General features: G+C 70.8%; 19 protein-coding genes. 11 read left to right on the forward strand and 8 right to left on the reverse strand.

The window, feature by feature from the left end:
- Positions 1–24 precede the first annotated feature (24 nt).
- Together ABD944_RS23815 and ABD944_RS23820 are read right to left on the reverse strand one after the other, a co-directional pair.
- A complete protein-coding gene (locus ABD944_RS23815) occupies positions 25–681 on the reverse strand; it encodes a GNAT family N-acetyltransferase (RefSeq protein WP_345179916.1) in 657 nt (218 codons plus the stop codon).
- A gap of 2 nt (positions 682–683) precedes the next feature.
- Entirely contained in the window at positions 684–815 is a 132-nt protein-coding gene (locus ABD944_RS23820) for a hypothetical protein (protein WP_345179917.1), read from the reverse strand.
- Positions 816–906: 91 nt separating this feature from the next.
- On the opposite strand from ABD944_RS23820, the gene ABD944_RS23825 reads away from it, so the two are divergent.
- From ABD944_RS23825 to ABD944_RS23845, 5 genes are all read left to right on the forward strand, one after another.
- Entirely contained in the window at positions 907–1,413 is a 507-nt protein-coding gene (locus ABD944_RS23825) for a VOC family protein (RefSeq protein WP_345179919.1), read from the forward strand.
- A gap of 25 nt (positions 1,414–1,438) precedes the next feature.
- On the forward strand, positions 1,439–2,257 hold the full coding sequence (locus ABD944_RS23830) for a MerR family transcriptional regulator (protein ID WP_345179920.1): 819 nt from the start codon (positions 1,439–1,441) through the stop codon (positions 2,255–2,257).
- Between the two features lie 83 nt (positions 2,258–2,340).
- Positions 2,341–2,931, forward strand: coding sequence for a TetR/AcrR family transcriptional regulator (locus tag ABD944_RS23835; RefSeq protein ID WP_345179922.1), 591 nt, complete (start codon positions 2,341–2,343; stop codon positions 2,929–2,931).
- Positions 2,928–3,602, forward strand: coding sequence for a VC0807 family protein (locus ABD944_RS23840; RefSeq protein WP_345179924.1), 675 nt, complete (start codon positions 2,928–2,930; stop codon positions 3,600–3,602). The genes ABD944_RS23835 and ABD944_RS23840 overlap by 4 nt, the downstream gene beginning before the upstream one ends.
- Positions 3,599–4,933, forward strand: coding sequence for an FAD-dependent monooxygenase (locus ABD944_RS23845; RefSeq protein WP_345179925.1), 1,335 nt, complete (start codon positions 3,599–3,601; stop codon positions 4,931–4,933). Before ABD944_RS23840 ends, ABD944_RS23845 begins: the two co-directional genes overlap by 4 nt.
- A 4-nt stretch (positions 4,934–4,937) precedes the next feature.
- On the opposite strand, the gene ABD944_RS23850 is transcribed toward ABD944_RS23845, so the two are convergent.
- Positions 4,938–6,575, reverse strand: a complete 1,638-nt coding sequence (locus ABD944_RS23850; protein WP_345180041.1) for an ABC-F family ATP-binding cassette domain-containing protein — start codon at positions 6,573–6,575, stop codon at positions 4,938–4,940.
- Between the two features lie 765 nt (positions 6,576–7,340).
- On the opposite strand from ABD944_RS23850, the gene ABD944_RS23855 reads away from it, so the two are divergent.
- Entirely contained in the window at positions 7,341–7,910 is a 570-nt protein-coding gene (locus ABD944_RS23855) for a 3'-5' exonuclease (protein ID WP_345179928.1), read from the forward strand.
- A gap of 35 nt (positions 7,911–7,945) precedes the next feature.
- On the opposite strand, the gene ABD944_RS23860 is transcribed toward ABD944_RS23855, so the two are convergent.
- Positions 7,946–8,362, reverse strand: a complete 417-nt coding sequence (locus ABD944_RS23860; protein ID WP_345179930.1) for an ATP-binding protein — start codon at positions 8,360–8,362, stop codon at positions 7,946–7,948.
- 99 nt (positions 8,363–8,461) lie between these two features.
- Here ABD944_RS23860 and ABD944_RS23865 point away from each other — a divergent pair, with 99 nt between their 5' ends.
- Positions 8,462–9,274 (forward strand): helix-turn-helix domain-containing protein, encoded by an 813-nt coding sequence (locus ABD944_RS23865; protein ID WP_345179931.1) that lies wholly within the window; start codon positions 8,462–8,464, stop codon positions 9,272–9,274.
- Complete coding sequence (locus ABD944_RS23870; protein WP_345179934.1) at positions 9,271–9,465, forward strand: DUF397 domain-containing protein; 195 nt, start codon at positions 9,271–9,273, stop codon at positions 9,463–9,465. The genes ABD944_RS23865 and ABD944_RS23870 overlap by 4 nt, the downstream gene beginning before the upstream one ends.
- A 99-nt stretch (positions 9,466–9,564) precedes the next feature.
- On the opposite strand, the gene ABD944_RS23875 is transcribed toward ABD944_RS23870, so the two are convergent.
- From ABD944_RS23875 to ABD944_RS23885, 3 genes are all read right to left on the reverse strand, one after another.
- Positions 9,565–10,317 carry a hypothetical protein gene (locus tag ABD944_RS23875; RefSeq protein WP_345179935.1) on the reverse strand — a complete coding sequence of 251 codons (753 nt, stop codon included), beginning with the start codon at positions 10,315–10,317 and terminating at the stop codon, positions 9,565–9,567.
- A gap of 221 nt (positions 10,318–10,538) precedes the next feature.
- The gene (locus tag ABD944_RS23880) at positions 10,539–11,057 is read right to left on the reverse strand and encodes a hypothetical protein (protein ID WP_345179937.1); all 519 of its coding nucleotides are present in this window, start codon (positions 11,055–11,057) and stop codon (positions 10,539–10,541) included.
- Positions 11,027–11,239 (reverse strand): hypothetical protein, encoded by a 213-nt coding sequence (locus ABD944_RS23885; protein ID WP_345179939.1) that lies wholly within the window; start codon positions 11,237–11,239, stop codon positions 11,027–11,029. Before ABD944_RS23885 ends, ABD944_RS23880 begins: the two co-directional genes overlap by 31 nt.
- Before the next feature lie 289 nt (positions 11,240–11,528).
- Between ABD944_RS23885 and ABD944_RS23890 the strand changes: the two genes are divergently transcribed.
- On the forward strand, positions 11,529–12,068 hold the full coding sequence (locus tag ABD944_RS23890) for a hypothetical protein (RefSeq protein ID WP_345179941.1): 540 nt from the start codon (positions 11,529–11,531) through the stop codon (positions 12,066–12,068).
- 136 nt (positions 12,069–12,204) lie between these two features.
- Positions 12,205–13,548: a DUF6351 family protein gene (locus tag ABD944_RS23895; RefSeq protein ID WP_345179942.1), complete on the forward strand. Its 1,344-nt coding sequence runs from the start codon at positions 12,205–12,207 to the stop codon at positions 13,546–13,548.
- Between the two features lie 45 nt (positions 13,549–13,593).
- Here the strand turns inward: ABD944_RS23895 and ABD944_RS23900 are convergent, their stop codons facing one another.
- Positions 13,594–15,135, reverse strand: coding sequence for a GMC oxidoreductase (locus ABD944_RS23900; RefSeq protein WP_345179945.1), 1,542 nt, complete (start codon positions 15,133–15,135; stop codon positions 13,594–13,596).
- A gap of 211 nt (positions 15,136–15,346) precedes the next feature.
- Here ABD944_RS23900 and ABD944_RS23905 point away from each other — a divergent pair, with 211 nt between their 5' ends.
- Positions 15,347–16,426, forward strand: coding sequence for an NAD(P)H-dependent amine dehydrogenase family protein (locus ABD944_RS23905; protein ID WP_345179946.1), 1,080 nt, complete (start codon positions 15,347–15,349; stop codon positions 16,424–16,426).
- The last annotated feature ends 6 nt before the right edge of the window (positions 16,427–16,432 follow it).

The raw sequence follows: 16,432 nt of genomic DNA on the forward strand, positions 1-16,432 counted from the left end.
GGAAAACTCATCGCGGCGATCGCCTCAGGGCCCGTCTGGCTGAGGGGGCCAGATCATCGTCTGCTGGTGCATCCGCCTGCCGTCGTACCGGAAGCCGGGGACGAGCGGGGTCGGGCCGTGTTCGACGAAGCCCATGCGCCGGAAGAACCGTACGGCGCGGGTGTTCTCGACCAGGGTCTGCAAGTGGCAGCCGGGCGAGCCGGTCTCCCGAAGCCGGTCGAACCAGCGGTTCAGCAGCGCGTCGGCGGCACCGGTGCCCCGTGCCTCCGGTGCGAGGTTGATGTGCAGGTGCGCGGGCCTGCGGGGGTCGCGGAACCCCCACGCGGTGGGCTCCCGCCGCAGCGCGACCGACGCCGCGTCGAAGGCCGCACGCGCGAAGAAGGGGGCGGTCCTGGGACGGAAGACCAGTCGATACTTCCGGATGGCCCGACCGACGCGCTCGCTCTCACTGGGGAACTTCACGCTGTCGAGGCACCCCGCCAGGTAACCGACCAGGGCTCCGTCGAGCACGGCGACGAAGAGCGAGTCCGGTGCGAGGTCCATGTACGGGTCCAGGTAGATGGCCGCTTCGGAATCCTCGTGGCCCCACCGGCCGGCGCTCGGGGACGCTTCACCCGCGCGCCGGAACAGCCTGCGCAGCTCCGCGCGGTCGGTCTCCCTGAAGGAGCGCACCTTGATCATGATCAGCCCGCACAGGCGGCGCGGGTGCGGGTGGCGGGCGGCTCGGCCAGGCCCGCCCGGACGCCGGTCGGCGACGCCATGGGCTCCAGCGTGCCGACGCGGTCCGCGGTCGACCGCTCCTCCACCGTAGTCATCTCCTTTACAACGCTCCCAGCGCGATGCCCCATTCCGAGGCGTCCTGTCCGGGCTTGACCCTGACGTTGCGTCAGGCTCCACGCTGAACGCATGAGCGACTACTTCGAAGCGTTCGAGGTCAGCCCGGTTCCTCCGCCCGGGCCTGACGCGACGCCTCCTGAGATCTACCGGGGCATCTACGGCATGCCGATGTTCGTCAACGTGCCGACGTCGGACCTGGCCGCGTCCGCGGACTTCTGGGTGCGCGGGTTCGGTTTCATCGACCTGTTCACGATCCCCGGCCAGGTCACGCACCTTCGACGGTGGAGGTTCCAGGACGTCCTGCTCGTCCCGACCGGCGCCCCGCCGGCCCCTCCGGCGGTGAGCGTCACCTTCTCCTGCGTGCTGAGCCAGATCGACGAGATCGCGCAGGCGTGCACCGCGCTGGTGCCCGGATGCACGGCGGGACCGCGGAAGACCCCCTGGAACACCGTGGATCTGGAGGTCATCACACCGGAGAACGCCCGTGTGATCATCACCGCGGCCCGTGCCCTCGACCCTGACAGCCCCGAGGCGCGCGACCTCGAAGCGGTCGGAATCCCCCTTCCCCAGGAGTGAGACCTCGCATGTCAGACTCGGCGGCGTGACCGACGACGCAGGGGACGATGCCGCGGGCGCCGGCGGGCTGGCGGTCGGGGCCGTGGCATCGCACGCGGGGGTCACCGTCCGCACCCTCCACCATTGGGACGCGATCGGGCTCGTCCGCCCGTCGGGACGGACCGCCGGCGGTTACCGGCTCTACTCGGCGGCGGACGTCGCACGGATCCACCGGGTTCTCATCTACCGCGAACTGGGTCTGTCCCTCGACGACATCGGTGGTCTTCTCGCGGCTCCGGCCGCCGACATGACCGTGCCGCTGAGGCGGCAGCGCGCCCAACTCCTCGACCGGATCTCCCGCCTGCAGGCGATGGTCGACGCGGTCGATCGCCTGATCGAGGCCGCGGGCGCCGGCATCCTGCTCTCCGCGGAGGAACAAGTCGCGATCTTCGGGCGGCGATGGCAGCCGTCATGGCTCGCGGCCGCACGCGACCGGTGGGGCGACACGGCTCAGTGGGCGCAGTCCGCCGAGCGCGCCGCGGGCAGGACCTCCGAGGACTGGCAGCAGATCGCCGGCGACGTCGCGACGCTCGAGAACGACCTGGCGGCGGCCAAGCGCGCCGGCGTCAGGCCGGGCAGCGCCGAAGCCGACGCTCTGGCCGAACGGCACCGGGCCTCGATCGGCGAGTACTTCGACTGCACCCATTCGATGCAGGTCTGCCTGGGGAGGAGATACGCCGCCGACCCCGGCTTCGCGGCCTACTACGACGCGATCGAACCAGGCATGACCGCCTGGCTCCGCGACATCATCGACGCCAACGCCCGCGCCAGAGGCATCGACCCGGACACGGCGACCTGGACCTGACGCCCCGCCCCGGCCGACCGCCGTGAGAGCGGCGCCCGCAGCCTGCCGTTGACAGATTTACTTGGCTGAGTAATCTCTTACTCATGCAAGTAAATGAGGGGGTGCGTTCCCCGGCCGCCGTCGCGCGGCGAGCGCAGATCGTGGCCGCGGCCATCGAGGTCATCGCCGAGGCGGGGTACGGCCAAGCCTCGTTCGGGCGGATCGCCGAGCACGCCGGGCTCAGCAGCACCCGGCTGATCTCGTACCACTTCAAGGGCAAGAGCGAGCTGATCCAGGCCGTGGTCGACACGGCGCTGGGCGACGCGGCCGCGTTCATGCGGCCGCGGCTGGACGCGGCGGCGACCCGCCGGGACACCCTGGCCGCCTACATCGAGGCGAACCTGGCGTTCATGCGCGACCGCCCCGCGCACATCCGCGCGCTCGTCGAGATCATCGGCGGGACGCGCGGGGGCGAGGGCGTCGCGTTCTCGGACACTCCCGCGGCGATGGCGCGGGAGTTCTTCCGAGCGGGCCAGGCCGAGGGCGAGTTCCGCGCGTTCGATCCGCACGTGATGGCCGTCAGCCTGCGCGCCGCGATCGACGCCGTCGCCACCATGCCGGACGTCGACCACGCCGCGTACGCCCGCGAGCTCGTGGAGCTGTTCGACCGGGCGACCCGCGCGGAGGCGTCGTGAGCCCCGCGGCGCACGCGCGGCCCGCCGGCGCCCCCGCCGCGCGGAAGGACCCCGGACGGCTGGCCCCGCTGCTCCCGATCGCGGTCGATCTCGTCGTGCCGATGGCCGTGCTGTACGGGCTGCGCGCGGCGGGCGCGAGCCTGTGGCAGGCGCTGGTCGCCTCGTCGGTCGTGCCGGTGATCGTGGTGGCGGTCCGGTTCGTCCGGAAGCGCGTGGTCGACTACCCGGCGCTGTTCGTGATGGTCCTCATGGTGTTCGGGATCGTCCTGTCCCTGCTGACCGGGAACCCGCGCACCCTGCTCGTCCGCGACTCCTGGATCTGGATGCTCGTGGGCGTGGCCGGCGTGTGGCTCCTGGCCTCGGTGGTCTACGGGCGTCCCGCGCTGATGGTCGTGTTCCGCTCGTTCGTCCTGACGAAGGTCGGGCCCGAGGGGCTGCGGGAGTGGGAGGCCCGCTGGGACCACGACGCCGGGTTCCGGCAGGGCCTGCGGACGCTGACCGCGGTGTGGGGCGCGGCCACGGTCCTGAACGCGGTGCTGCACGTGATCGGCGCCTTCGTCCTGCCGCTGGACGTCGCTCCGTTCGCGCTCAACCTCGTGTGGCCGGTGATCGCCGTGCCGCTGTTCGCGTTCCACCTCGTCTACACCAAGCGGAAGGACCTGCGGGCGTGATCGCCGACGTGATCGTGGCGGGCGCGGGCCCGACCGGGCTGATGCTGGCCTGCGAACTGGCGCTGGCCGGGGTGAGCGTCGCGGTGCTGGAGCGGCGGCCCGAACGCACCGGGCAGTCCCGGGCGCTCAACCTCCAGCCCCGCTCCGCGCAGATCCTCGACTCGCGCGGCATGCTGGAACCGCTGCTGGAGCGCGCGGCCGACACGCTCCCCGCCGGGCACTTCGCCGGTCTGCCGCTCGACTACGGGCCGTGGGGCGAACGGCAGATCGGCATCCCCCAGGCGCGGGTCGAGGAGCATCTCGAAGGACGCCTCGCCGAGCGGGACGTCCCGGTCCTGCGCGGGCACGAGGTGACCTGGGTCGAGCAGGACGAGGCCGGGGTCACCGTCCGCGCCGGGCGGGAGTTCCGCGGCCGGTACCTGGTCGCGTGCGACGGCGGTCGTAGCACGGTCCGCACGCTGCTGGACGTGCCGTTCCCGGGCCGCGACGGCCGCGTGTCCGCCGTCGTCGCCGACGTCACGCTCACGCGGGAGCGGCCCGGCCGGTGGCGGCTGCCCTCGTTCGACCGTCCCGAGGACGGCGTCGCGAACGTCCTGCCGCTGGGGGACGGCCTGTACCGGGCCCTGATCGCCGGACCGGAGCAGCAGACCGCCGACCGCGGCACGCCCGTCACCCTGGACGAGGTGCGCCGCGCCGTCCCCGACGTGCGGGAGATCCGGTGGGCCTCGCGCTTCACCGACGCCTCGCGGCAGGTCGAGCGCTACCGGCACGGGCGCGTGCTGTTCGCGGGGGACGCGGCCCACGTCCACTCGCCGACCGGCGGGCAGGGACTCAACCTCGGTCTCCAGGACGCCTTCAACCTCGGCTGGAAACTGGCCGCCGACCTGCGCGGCAACCCCACGGTGCTGGACACCTACCACGCCGAACGGCATCCGGTCGGGGCCGCCGTCCTGGCGAACACGCGCGCGCAGGGAGTCCTGCTGATCCCTGACGAGGACGTCGCCGCCCTGCGCGGCATCCTGGCCGAACTCCTGAAGATCCCCGAGGCCAACCGCCACCTCGCCGGGCTGGTCTCCGGTCTCGACATCCGCTACGAGCTCCCCGGACGGCATCCGCTCATCGGCCGCACGATGCCAGGGCTCGACCCGGCCGTCCTGCGCTCGGGGCGGCACGCCGTCCTGGAACTGGGCGACCGGCCACGCCACGGCGGCGTCCCGCACCCGCGCGGAGACGTGGACGTGGACGCCGTCCTCGTCCGCCCCGACGGCCACATCGCCTGGGCGGACGACGGTTACGAACCCCTGGAAGCGGCCCTGGCCCGCTGGACCTGACCGGCTAGATCTTCATCGGCCGTCCGACGTCGAGGCGCGGCCAGTCGGCGAGGTCTCTCAGGAGTTGCCGGTCGTGGGTGGCGACGACGACGGTGGCGCTGGTGGCGCGGATCGCGCTGGTCAGCTCGTCGACCAGCGTCGACGACAGGTGGTTGGTCGGCTCGTCGAGCAGGATCAGGCCGGGGCGCCCGGCCAGGGCGAGGGCCAGGTCGAGGCGCCGCTGCTGGCCCTGCGACATCCGCGCGGTCGGCGTCCGCATCGCGGCGGAGTCCAGGAGCCCGAGCGCCCCGAGCGGGACGACGTCGGCGTCGCGCAGCTCTGCGCGGGCCACCAGCCGCCCCACATGACGGTCATACACCTCGCGGGCCGTGAGGTCGGGGTCGTGCTCGGTGGTCTCCTGCGCGATCAGGGCGGCCCGGGTGCCGTTCGCTCTCCAGACGCGTCCGTCCGCGGGCTGGAGCGAACCGGCCAACACCGCCAGCAACGTGGACTTCCCGGCGCCGTTGGGGCCGGTGACGAGCAGCCGGTCGCCGCCGTCCAGGGCGAGGTCGACCGGCCCGGGCAGCCGCCCGTCGACGGTGACGCCGTGGGCCCGGAGCTGCGGCACCCGCGACCGGACCCCCAGGTCAGGCCATCGCAGGACCGGCGGCGGCTCCGGCACATCGATGCGGTGCGCCTCAAGGGCGTCCTGCCGCCGGTTCAGGGCCTGCACGACGCCCGGCGCGCGGGACTGGCGCTGGTGCTTGCCGGTGCCCTTGTCCGGCCGCCAACCGGTGGACAGCCTGTCGCGGGCCTTGGACACCTCGTCCCGCAGCCGCCGGTGCTCGGCCCGCTGCTCCTCGAAGTCCTGTTCCCAGCGCTCGCGCTCGCCGCGCCGTGCGTCCTGCCAGGCGTCGTAGCCGCCCGCGTACAGCCGCGGCCTCCCGTCGCGGCTCGGGTCGAGGTCGAGGAACCGGTCGGCGACGTCGCGCAGCAGCGCCCGGTCGTGGCTGACGACGGCGAGCCCGCCGTCGTGCTCGCGCAGCCGCCGGGTCAGGAAGTCCAGCCCGCCTGCGTCGAGGTGGTTGGTCGGCTCGTCGAGCAGCAGCACGTCGTGCCGGGCGGCGAGCAGGCACGCCAGCCGGACCCGGTACCGCTGCCCGACCGACAGCGTCGACAACCGGCGGTCGCGGTCGGTGCACGCGCCGAGCGCGTCGAGGGCGACGTCGACGCGGCGCTCGGCGTCCCACGCGTCGAGCCGGGTGGCGGCCTCCAGCGCCGTGGCGTAGCGGTCGCCGGCGGCCGGATCACCGGCGGCCACGGCCGCGGTCGCCTCGTCCAGCGCCGCGAGGGCCGCGAGCGGGGCGGCCAGCGCCGCGGACGTCAGCGTGCCGACGGTCTCACCGTCGCGCGCCGCCAGCTCCTGGCGGACGAGGCCGATCGTGCCGGCGCGGTGCACGGTGCCCTCGTCGGGCGGGATCAGCCCGGCGAGGACGTGCAGCAGCGTCGTCTTCCCCCGCCCGTTCTCGCCGACGACGGCGATCCGGGACCGGGCCGAGACGGTGACCGACACGTCGTGCAGGATCCGCCGCGACCCGCGGGTGACCGCGACGTCCTGGACGCGGACGTGCGCGCTGCCGCCCGCCGGGACGGGCAGGGACATGCTCTCGGAAAAGGGGGTGAGGCTCAAAGGGTGCTCCGCAGCTCGCCATGGAGCCGGGCAGAATCAGACGACCGCCCGGCAGGACCGGGACGGCGAACGCGGATTCAGAGAAGGAAAGGCGCCGCCGTCAGCGGGCGCTGCGAACCTTCTGCGACCAGATGCCTCGTGCCATGCCGCTCACGCTACCGGCCCCGCCTCACGGCTTCCAGCGAATAAAGCCCCGACGACCACGCCCCCCACCGGCGTTCCATCAGGTGTTCCAGAGCGCCTGGCCGCGGCTGCCGTCACGGTGTACGAGGTGACTGATGAGCCGGTGTCACCAAGGCCGCTACTCGTTCGTGGGTGCCGTGCGGAGGCTCCTGACTCCACCAGCGCGGCTGAGGTCATGCGCATCACCCGCGCCCGCGGCAAGGCCACACGCAGGACGCGTCCCGCCACGGCCCGTAAGAGCGGCAACGTCACCGAGTTGGACAACAAGCGGCGGGTCTCCGGCGACTCCGCTGCCGGCCCGTCTCGCTGATCGGCCGGTCTGCCGTGGCCCGTTCCTAGAAGCACGGGCCACGGCGGGCCACCGCGCCTATCCGGGCGCTGAGCGCCGACTGCGCCGGGGGGCGGGTACGAGCGGGGACGACCGGAGTCACGATGATCGGACGCTCCGTGGGCTCTCCGAGCTGACCGGTCGGTTGGCGTTCGGCCAAGGGCGTTTATCCGGGTGGACTAAAAGAAGTCGTCGAGCAGGGGTGGTGGCTATAGCGTCACCTGGCCATGGAGCGGTTTGGGCGGTTTCTTAATGTCGTTGATGTGGAGGCGACCTGTTGGGACGGGCAGCCGCCGCCGGGGCAGGCCAGCGAGATCATCGAGATCGGGCTGTGCGTCGTGGACGTGGAGTCGCGGAGCCGGGTCGCCAAGCACCGCATCCTGGTCCGTCCCGTCCGGTCTGTGGTGAGTACGTTCTGCACTGAGCTGACCGGGTTGACCCAAGACGAAGTCGACGGCGGCGTCGAGTTCCGGGAGGCGTGCGCTCTTCTGGAAGGGGAACATCGGTCGAGGTCCCGTGCCTGGGCGAGCTGGGGCGACTACGACCGCAAGCAGTTCGAGCGCCAGTGTTCGGCCGGTCGGGTCGCCTATCCGTTCAGTTCGCGGCACACCAACGCCAAGCAGGCCTTCACCGACTGCTTCGGCCTTAGGCGCAAGCTCGGGATGAGCGCGGCGCTGAGCCATGCCGGGCTGCCGCTTGAGGGCCGTCACCACAGCGGGGCCGACGACGCCTGGAACATCGCCGCGCTGATCCTCAAGGTCATGTCTCATGACGCCCGGCCGGGTGGTGCGTTCTGATCAGCCGGGGCCTGCCTGCCGCTGGACGACCGGCTTCAGGCGTGCATGAGGGCCCAGACGATCTTTCCTTCGCCGGTGGCGGAAGGGCGGGTGCCGGTCTCCTTGGCGAGGGCGGAGACGATGGCGAGTCCGCGGCCGTTCTCGGCCGTGAGCGACGGTGGGCACCGGACCGGCAGGTCAGGGGCCGGGTCCCAGCACTCCAGCAGCGGCGCCCCCTCCCGGAGGGCGCAGCCGAGACGGATCCGGTGGCCGTGCGCCGCCGCGACGGCGTTGGACACGATCTCGCTCATGACGAGGCTCGCGTCATCGACCACCTCACGGTCGAAGCCCCAGTTCGTCAGCGTGTAGCGGACGAGCTCCCGAGCGAGCACCACGCTCGACGGCACGGCGAGCACGGTCAGGCGCACCTCCGGAATCCCGTGCGCCGACGTGACGAATTCAAGATCGTTCATGAGAGCCGTCCCCAGTTGGAGGAATGTGCTCTCACTCTTCGTGTCGACGTTCTAACTTGAGGTGATAAGCGGGGGTCGCGATACACCTGTGGGGGCGTGATGAGTGTTCGAGAGTCGATCGACCCGGCGTCCTCGCTGTGGGCCTGGCTGGCTTTCGACCTGTGGTTTTATCGCACGCAGCGGGGTCTCTCCCTGGCTCAGACAGCCATGATCGTCCACGTGACCCGGGCGACCGTATCCAACTGGGAAGCCGGACGCCTCCGGCCGCGCGATACATACCTGAAGCGCCTTGACCAGGCATGGAATACGGGTGGCCACTTCGAACGGCTGCACATGTTCGCTTGCGGTGGACACGATCCGGACTGGTTCAAGCAGTACCTCCAGTACGAGGCGGCCGCCGATGTGATCAAGATGTACCACGGCAAGACCGTTCCGGCCCTGGCGCAGACCAAGGCGTATGCGGAGGCCCTCCTCAAAGCCGCCGGTCGCGTGGACGAAGTCGAAGCAGAGGCCAAAGCTCGAATGAAGCGCCAGGAGGTACTGAGGCGAAAGCAGCCGCCCTACCTCTGGATTCTCATCGACCAAGAAGTACTCGACAACGTCGTGGGCGGTCGCGACGTCATGGCGGAGCAGTTGCGCTACCTCATCGAGCTCTCAGATACCGACCGCGTCTGCATCCGCGTCGTCCCGCGTACTTCGGGGTGGCACCCAGGGCATGACGGGCACTTCCAGGTGATGACGATCAATGGCCGCGATGTCTCCTACGCCGTCGCGCAGGTCGCCGGTCGTCTGATCGAAGCCGGTGACGAGTCCGCCCTTCTCGAAGTACGTTTCGATCAGATCGGGGCACTTGCCCTACCTCGACCAGGCTCGCGAGAGCTGATGGACCAGACGCTGAGGAAGTACGAATGAACGGCTGGCGTAAGAGTTCCCACAGCGGGGGCGGCAATGACGATGCCTGCGTGGAGTTGGCGGCGCTGGGCGGTCGGGTGTGGGTGCGGGACTCCAGGGATCCGGACGGGGAGCGCCTGGCGTTCGGGCGTGAGGCGTTCGCCGAGCTGCTGGCCCGCGCGAAGCGCAGCGACCTCGACCTTCACCGCTGACCGCGATTTTTCGCGCGGCAGCCGCTTTGCCCGGGTAGCTCGAAGGGCCCGGGTGTGCCGGGCCCTTCGGGTGTGGTGCGTTCCTGCCGAGGTGCTGCCTCAGTCGGACGCGAGTGCCCCCTCGCCGGTGTTCGCGGCGACGGTCTGTGGCGTCCTCCGCCCCAGGTTCGCGCGGAGGAACAGCCACCCGATGCACAGGGTGGCGATGGCTTCCACTCCCCCCACCGGGAAGACCCAGGAGGGAAGGGTGGAGAGGTTCCCGATGACGATGGTGAAGGCGGTCACCGGGAAGACGCAGAAGATCGTCAGTGTCACCGCGAGGTGACCGATCTTGCCGGTCAGGCGGCCGGGGAGGCCCCGGTGCCACGACTCCCACCCGAAGGGGGTCGCCCCCGCGGGCAGCAGCAGCTTCATGCGCGGCGCGAGCTCGGACCGGATGAACTGGCCGATCTCGCCCACCTTGGTGTCGTTCGCCAGGTAGATCCATCCGAGCGAGAGAACCGCCGGGATCAGCCCCAGCAGCACCAGCAGGGAGGCTCCCTGCGTGATGGCGTAGGCGGCGCCGGCCACCACCGCGAAGGCGGTGTAGATCAGCGTGTCGCGGTAGCCGATCCGCTTGTGCTGCTCGCTCTTCATCTGGTTGAAATCGGTCGTGAGGACGCCGACCTCGGTCTTCGTCGTCTCCTGCCGCGTCTTGAGGACGTCGAGTCGGGCCTTGTTGAGCTCGAACTGCAGCTTGATCCGGTCGAAGGGGGCGACCTCTTCGCCGAGCCCGTCGAGTTCCGCGGCGAGGCGGTCGAACGTGTTCTGGACCTCATCGAGCCCGTTGTTGAATTCGACAAAGCTGTCCATCGTGGCCTCCTGGCCGTCTCGTTTTATCAGGTCTCGCAATACACCGTCCGGAGCCCTCTGGCCCACGCAAGGCGGAGTTATTCGAATAGAATTCTGTTTCGGTGTGCGCGTTCGGTGTCACCTGCGTGGAAGCCCGCGCCCAGGGTGATTGAGGGAGAACCCCCAAGTGAGAGGTTCGACGAAAGCAAGGTGACGGCTAATCACCTTTGTCCGGTCAAGATCTAAGATGTGCCGCTTGCCGGACCGGCGCCGCCCGCGAGGAAGGTCCTCGCCGCCACGGTGTTCTGCTGCCGGACCCAGTCGTCGAAGTCTTCGCGGCGGTAGCGCGGGTCGGCGGGCATCAGCCTGATCTGGGGCCGCTCGTCCATCCACCAGATCGTGAAGTCGGTGGTGGTGCCTTTGGCGGGCCACCGCGCGCTGTCCAGGGGCAGATGCAGGACGTCGACGAAGCCGCCCACGGGCAGGCCGAGGTCGATGCCGATCCCGATCGCGCCCGGTCGCGGGACCCAGACGACGGTCCCGACCAGGGGTTGCCCGAGCTGGAGCCGGGACCAGAGTCGGGGCCATTCCGCCGAGTCGGGGCGATACCCCTCGTCGCGCCAGGTACTGGGGCGGTTGGACTCGTCGATGGAGGACTCCCGGGTGAAGGGTTCGGGGCTGAGGACCGCCGCGACCGGGTTGACCGTGGCGGTGAAGCCCGCCGTGCCGATCAGGGCGGCCAGGCCGAGGCCGGAGGACACGCGATGATCATGTCCCGCCTCCATGCGCGGTAGATGGGGCGGCTGATGAAGACGCCGATCGCACCGCAGATCGCGCAGCCGACCATGCCGACGGGCATCCCGGCGAAGCCGCCGAGAAAGTGGCCGAGGAGGCCGCCGTAGACGCCCGTGAAGAGGCAGGCGAGCGAGTAGGCGCGTTTCATGGGAAATTTCCTTTTCGTTGCGCTGGTTGGTGCCCTAGGCGTGTTACGGAAGGGACCGTTCGCAGCACGCCGCGAAGCGCAACGCGTTCCGCATGACGGCCACGCGGAGTCGGAGGTCCCTCGGCGGCGCTCGAACCGGACCTCCCTGCCGGATGGCCGAGCGTCGGCCATTGGGACTGCTGCCGGGGCGTCCGCTCCCCATCTCCGGCCGAGTGCCTCTGCTCAGGGCGAAGTGCGGGGTTCCTCCTGGTAGAGCCCCGTACAGGCGCGTCCGCGTATGATCACCGGCGTGTCGCCGCAATTGCTTGGTCTGCTGATCGGTTCCGGGTTCGGTACGGCTTTCGTGCTCGCCAACACAGGAGATCCCCTGCCGGAGGGCGCCGGGATCGCGATGCGGATCCTGGCGGTGGTCTGCCTGCTCGCGGTGGTGGTGGTCGGCTTCCGCGGGGACCGGCGCGGGGCGACGGGCCGAAAAGGGGCGGGGCGCGGCGACGGGCGGCCGGGGTGGTTCGGGCCGCGGTTCGGGCTCGTGGTGGTCGCGGAGTTCGCGTTGATCTTCGGCGGGATCGCGGTGCTGCGGGCGCTGGACGCGCCGCAGGAGATCAATGTCGCCTGGATCGCGTTGATCGTCGGTCTGCACTTCGTCGTGCTGGCACGGGTGTGGAAGAGGGGCGCCATCGCGGTGCCGGGGGTCGTGCTGTCCGGTCTCGGAGCGGCCGGAATGATCATGGCCGCGGTGTCGTCCGTGGAGTGGATCCCGTTCGTCAGCGGTGCCCTGTCGGGCGTCACGCTGCTCGCGGGATCGCTGTACGGCGCGGCGCGGCGATGAGCCGGTCTCCCGCCGCGTCGCGGCCCCCAGCGGATGACCTTCGGGAGGGGCCGTGTCCCTGGTCATGCGGCCGCCTGCGAGGCCGGATCCGGTCGCGCCATTCCGCTGACCGACCGGGCGGTATGTAATGCGCACCATGCGCCTCCGCCCCCTCGCCGTTCTCTCCGCTCTCGTGCTCGCGGCACTCGCCCCGGCGGGGACGGCCCGCGCCGATCGCGTCCCCGGCGACCAGCCGCTTCCCGGCTACACCATCGCCAACCCGCCGCTCCCGCCCGTCCAGGTGCACGGGAAACCGTCGCGGGTGCTCCAGGGCGTCCACCGCCACGCGGCCTATGACATCGAAGTGCCGCCGCAGTGGAACGGCAGGCTGGTGCTCTGGGCCCATGGCTACGCAGGCAAGGGCCACGTGCTGACGGTGGAGCCACCCCAGTACGGCCTGCGGCAACGCCTTCTCGACCAGGGGTACGCGTGGGCTGCGTCGTCCTATTACGACAACGGGTACGACGTCCGCGCGGGCGTGCTGAGCACCCGCGACGTGGCCGAATTGTTCGCCCGTGAAGTGGGACGTCCCAAGCAGCGCTTCATCACCGGTGTCTCCATGGGCGGGCACATCATCGGGCGCTCGCTGGAGCAGTTCCCCGGGTATTACGACGGCGCGCTTCCCATGTGCGGAGTCCTCGGCGACCAGGAATTGTTCGACTATTTGCTCGACTACAACCTCGTCGCTCAGGACCTGGCCGGAGTTCGGGAGTACCCGGTCACCGCGCAGTACGCGACGGCGACCGTGCCGAAGATCGAGGCGGCGCTCGGGCTGACCGCGCTGCGGCCGGGCGGGCCGGACACCACGAACGAGCGCGGGAAGCAGTTCCGCTCGATCGTCATCAATCGGACGGGCGGGACGCGTCCCGGCGCCGTGCCGTCGTTCGCGCTCTGGAAGGACTTCCCGTTCACCCTGGCCGAGCCCTCCGACCCGGACGCCACCCTCGCCGAGAACCCAGGTCAGGTCGGGACCAATCAGTTCACCCGGTACGAGCCGAACGAGCCGGTGGACGTGAACGGGACGGTCCAGCGGGTGCGCGTCGAGAACCTGCCGGCGCGGCTGTCGAACCGCCTCTCCCAGGTTCCGCGCATCAGCGGGCGTCCGGACGTCCCGGTCCTGAGCCTGCACGGGCTGGGGGACCTGTTCGTCCCGTTCTCCATGGAGCAGATCTACGCGAGGGACGTCGCGCGGAACCACCGGTCGGGCCTGCTCGTCCAGAGGGCCATCCGCACGAGCCAGCACTGCGAGTTCTCGAACGCGGAGGCCGGCGCGGCCTGGGACGATCTCGTCCGCTGGGTCGGCGGGGGCGCGCGGCCCGCGGGCGACGTGACCACGCGGCCTTCGGCGGTGGCGCGTCCGGACTACGGCTGCCGGTTCAGCGATCCCGCCGCCTACGCGGCCGGGACGGGGACGCGGCGGCTGTTCCCCGCCTGCCCGTAGCGGGGGTCCGGCCACACGCGCCCGTGGCCGGATCCCGGTGGATCATCACAGGTCGGTGGCGATGATCTTCTCGATGTTCCGCTCGGCGAGGGCGGTGATGGTGACGAAGGGGTTCACGCTGGTGTTGCCCGGGATGAGCGAGCCGTCGATGGCGTAGAGGCCGGGATGGCCGTGCAGGCGGCCGTAGTTGTCGGTGGCCTTGTTCAGGACGGCGCCGCCGAGCGGGTGGTAGGTGAGGTGGTCGCCCCAGATCTTGTAGGAGCCGAAGAGGTCGGTCCGGTAGATCGTCCCCTCCTTGCTGTTGATCTTGTCGAAGATCGACTTCGCCATGTCGATGCTGGCCTGCTTCCAGGCGGTCTGCCAGTTGAGCTCGGCCCGTCCGGCGGAGGCGTTCCACGAGAACTCGGCCCGGTGCGGGGTGTTGGTGATCGACAGGTAGAACGAGGCGTACGTCTCGATCCCGGTCGGCAGGGGCGCGACCTCGGCGAACGCGCCGCCGGCGTCCCAGTTGTCGATGCCGCCCGTCGGCATGCCCGACTGGAGGCTGCCGGTCGGGTCCCACAGGTGGTTGGCGCGGCCGACCATGACGTTGCCGTTGTCGCCCCAGCCCTTCCCGATCTCGCCGTTCAGGTTGGGCAGCGCGCCGGTCGCCTTGAGCTTGACCAGAAGCTTGCTGGTGCCGACGCTGCCGGCGGCGAAGAACACCCGCGCGGCGGTCACCGTCTTGGTCGCCACGACGTTCCCGCTCGTGTCGATCTGCTCGATGGCGACCGTGTACCCGCCGCCGGACGCGGGCGACACCGACGTCACCCGGTGCTGCGCCGAGATGGCGACCCGGCCCGTGGCCTTGGCCTGCGCCAGGTAGGTCTTCTGGAGTGACTTCTTCCCGTAGTTGTTGCCGTAGAGGATCTCGGCGTTGAGCGCCGACTGCGGCACGGCGCCGGCGGCCTCCTGCTTCATGTAGTTGAAGTCGTAGACGTTCGGGACGTAGACGAACTCGAACCCCGAGCGCTGGGCGTGCTTCCGCCCGACCCGCGCGTACTGGTAGCAGTCGGTGGTGTCGAACCACGCCCGGTCGATCTCGTTGACGCCCAGCCCGGAGTTGGCGCGCGGGTAGTAGACGTTGTACATCTCGTCGGCGTTCACGGAGGGCAGGATGGCGCTGAACCGCGACCGCTTCGGCGTGACCGCCATCCCGCCGTTGACGAGGGAGCCGCCGCCGACGCCCCGGCCCTGGTAGACGAGGATGCCGCCGAAGTCCTCGGCGTCCAGGATCCCGGTGTACTTCGGGACGTCCTTGTCGATCGGGAAGCCGAGGAAGTTGCTGAGCGGCTGCTTGGTCCGCGTCCGGAGCCAGTAGGCGCGGTAGTCGGGAGACCTCATGCCCGAGAAGATCTTGCCGTCCGAGCCCGGGGTGTCCCAGGTCATGCCCATCTCGACCATGTGGACGTCGACGCCCGCCTGGGCGAGGCGCAGCGCGGCGACCGAGCCGCCGTACCCGGTGCCGATGACCAGGACGGGGACGCGGGCGCCGTTGGGGATGGGCGCCGGGACGGGGGCCGCCGAGGCGCCGGTCCGGCCGAGCATGCCCAGCCCGACGATAGAACCAGTTCCAACGATGAAGCCGCGGCGGGACACGCTAAGGGACGGGGTGGAGTCACGCATGTGACCTCCCTCACTCGTGAGATTAGAACGTGTTCTATATCGAAATGTGAGGCGCGTCACGCGCTGACCGAAACTTTTTCGTGTCCACATGTGGACTACCAAGTGCTTGCTTGGGAACTGGTACATTCCGCGCATGATCTCCGTGGTCGTCTGGGGTACCGGCAACATGGGACGGCTGGCCGTCCGCTCCGTCGAGGCGCATCCGGCGCTCCGGCTGACCGGCGTGATCGTCCACGATCCCGCCAAGGTGGGGCGGGACGCGGGCGACCTCGCCGGCCTCGGCCGCGACCTCGGCGTCGCGGCCACCGCCGACGCCGGGGCCGTGCTCGCCGCCCGCCCGCAGGCCGTCGTCTACGCCGCGTCGGGCGACGTCCGGCCCGACGACGCGCTCGCCGACGTCCTCAGGGCGATCCGCGCGGGGGCGGTCGTCGTCACCCCCGCCCTCTACGCCCTCTACGACCAGCGCGGGGCGCCGCCCGAGACGCGCGCGGAGGTGCTGGACGCGATCGCCGAGGGCGGCGGCTCCCTGTTCGCCTCCGGCGTCGACCCGGGGTGGGGCAACGACGTCCTGCCGCTGCTGGTCAGCGGCCTCGGCGGCACGATCGACGTGGTCCGCTGCCAGGAGATCTTCGACTACTCGACCTACGACCAGCCCGACTCCGTCCGGTACCTGGTCGGCATGGGCCAGCCGATGGACTACGAGCCACCGATGCTCGCCGCGACCGTCCCGACCATGGTGTGGGGCGGCCAGGTCCGGCTGATGGCCCGCGCGCTCGGCGCCGAGCTGGACGAGATCCGCGAGACCGTGGACCGCCGCCCGCTCGACGCCACGATCACCACCGCGTCCATGGGCGAGTTCGAGAAGGGAACGCAGGGAGCGGTGCGCTTCGAGGTCCAGGGCATCGTGGCGGGCGAGCCCCGCATCGTCGTCGAGCACGTCACGCGCATCCACCCGTCGTGCGCGCCGGACTGGCCGATGCCCCCGGACGGCGACGGCGCGCACCGCGTGGTCATCGAGGGCGTCCCGCGCATCGAGGTCACGGTCGAGGCAACCGACGAGCACGGCAACCGCGCCGCCGGAGGGAACGCCACGGCGGCCGGGCGCCTGGTGAACGCCATCGACTGGCTCGTGGACGCCGAACCGGGCCTCTACGACGCGCTCGACGTTCCCGTCCGTCCCGCCGTGGGCAAACTCGGCAGGACGGCGCCATGAGAGGCG

This window comes from Actinomadura verrucosospora (assembly GCF_039540335.1).
GTDB classification, from domain to species: domain Bacteria; phylum Actinomycetota; class Actinomycetes; order Streptosporangiales; family Streptosporangiaceae; genus Spirillospora; species Spirillospora verrucosospora.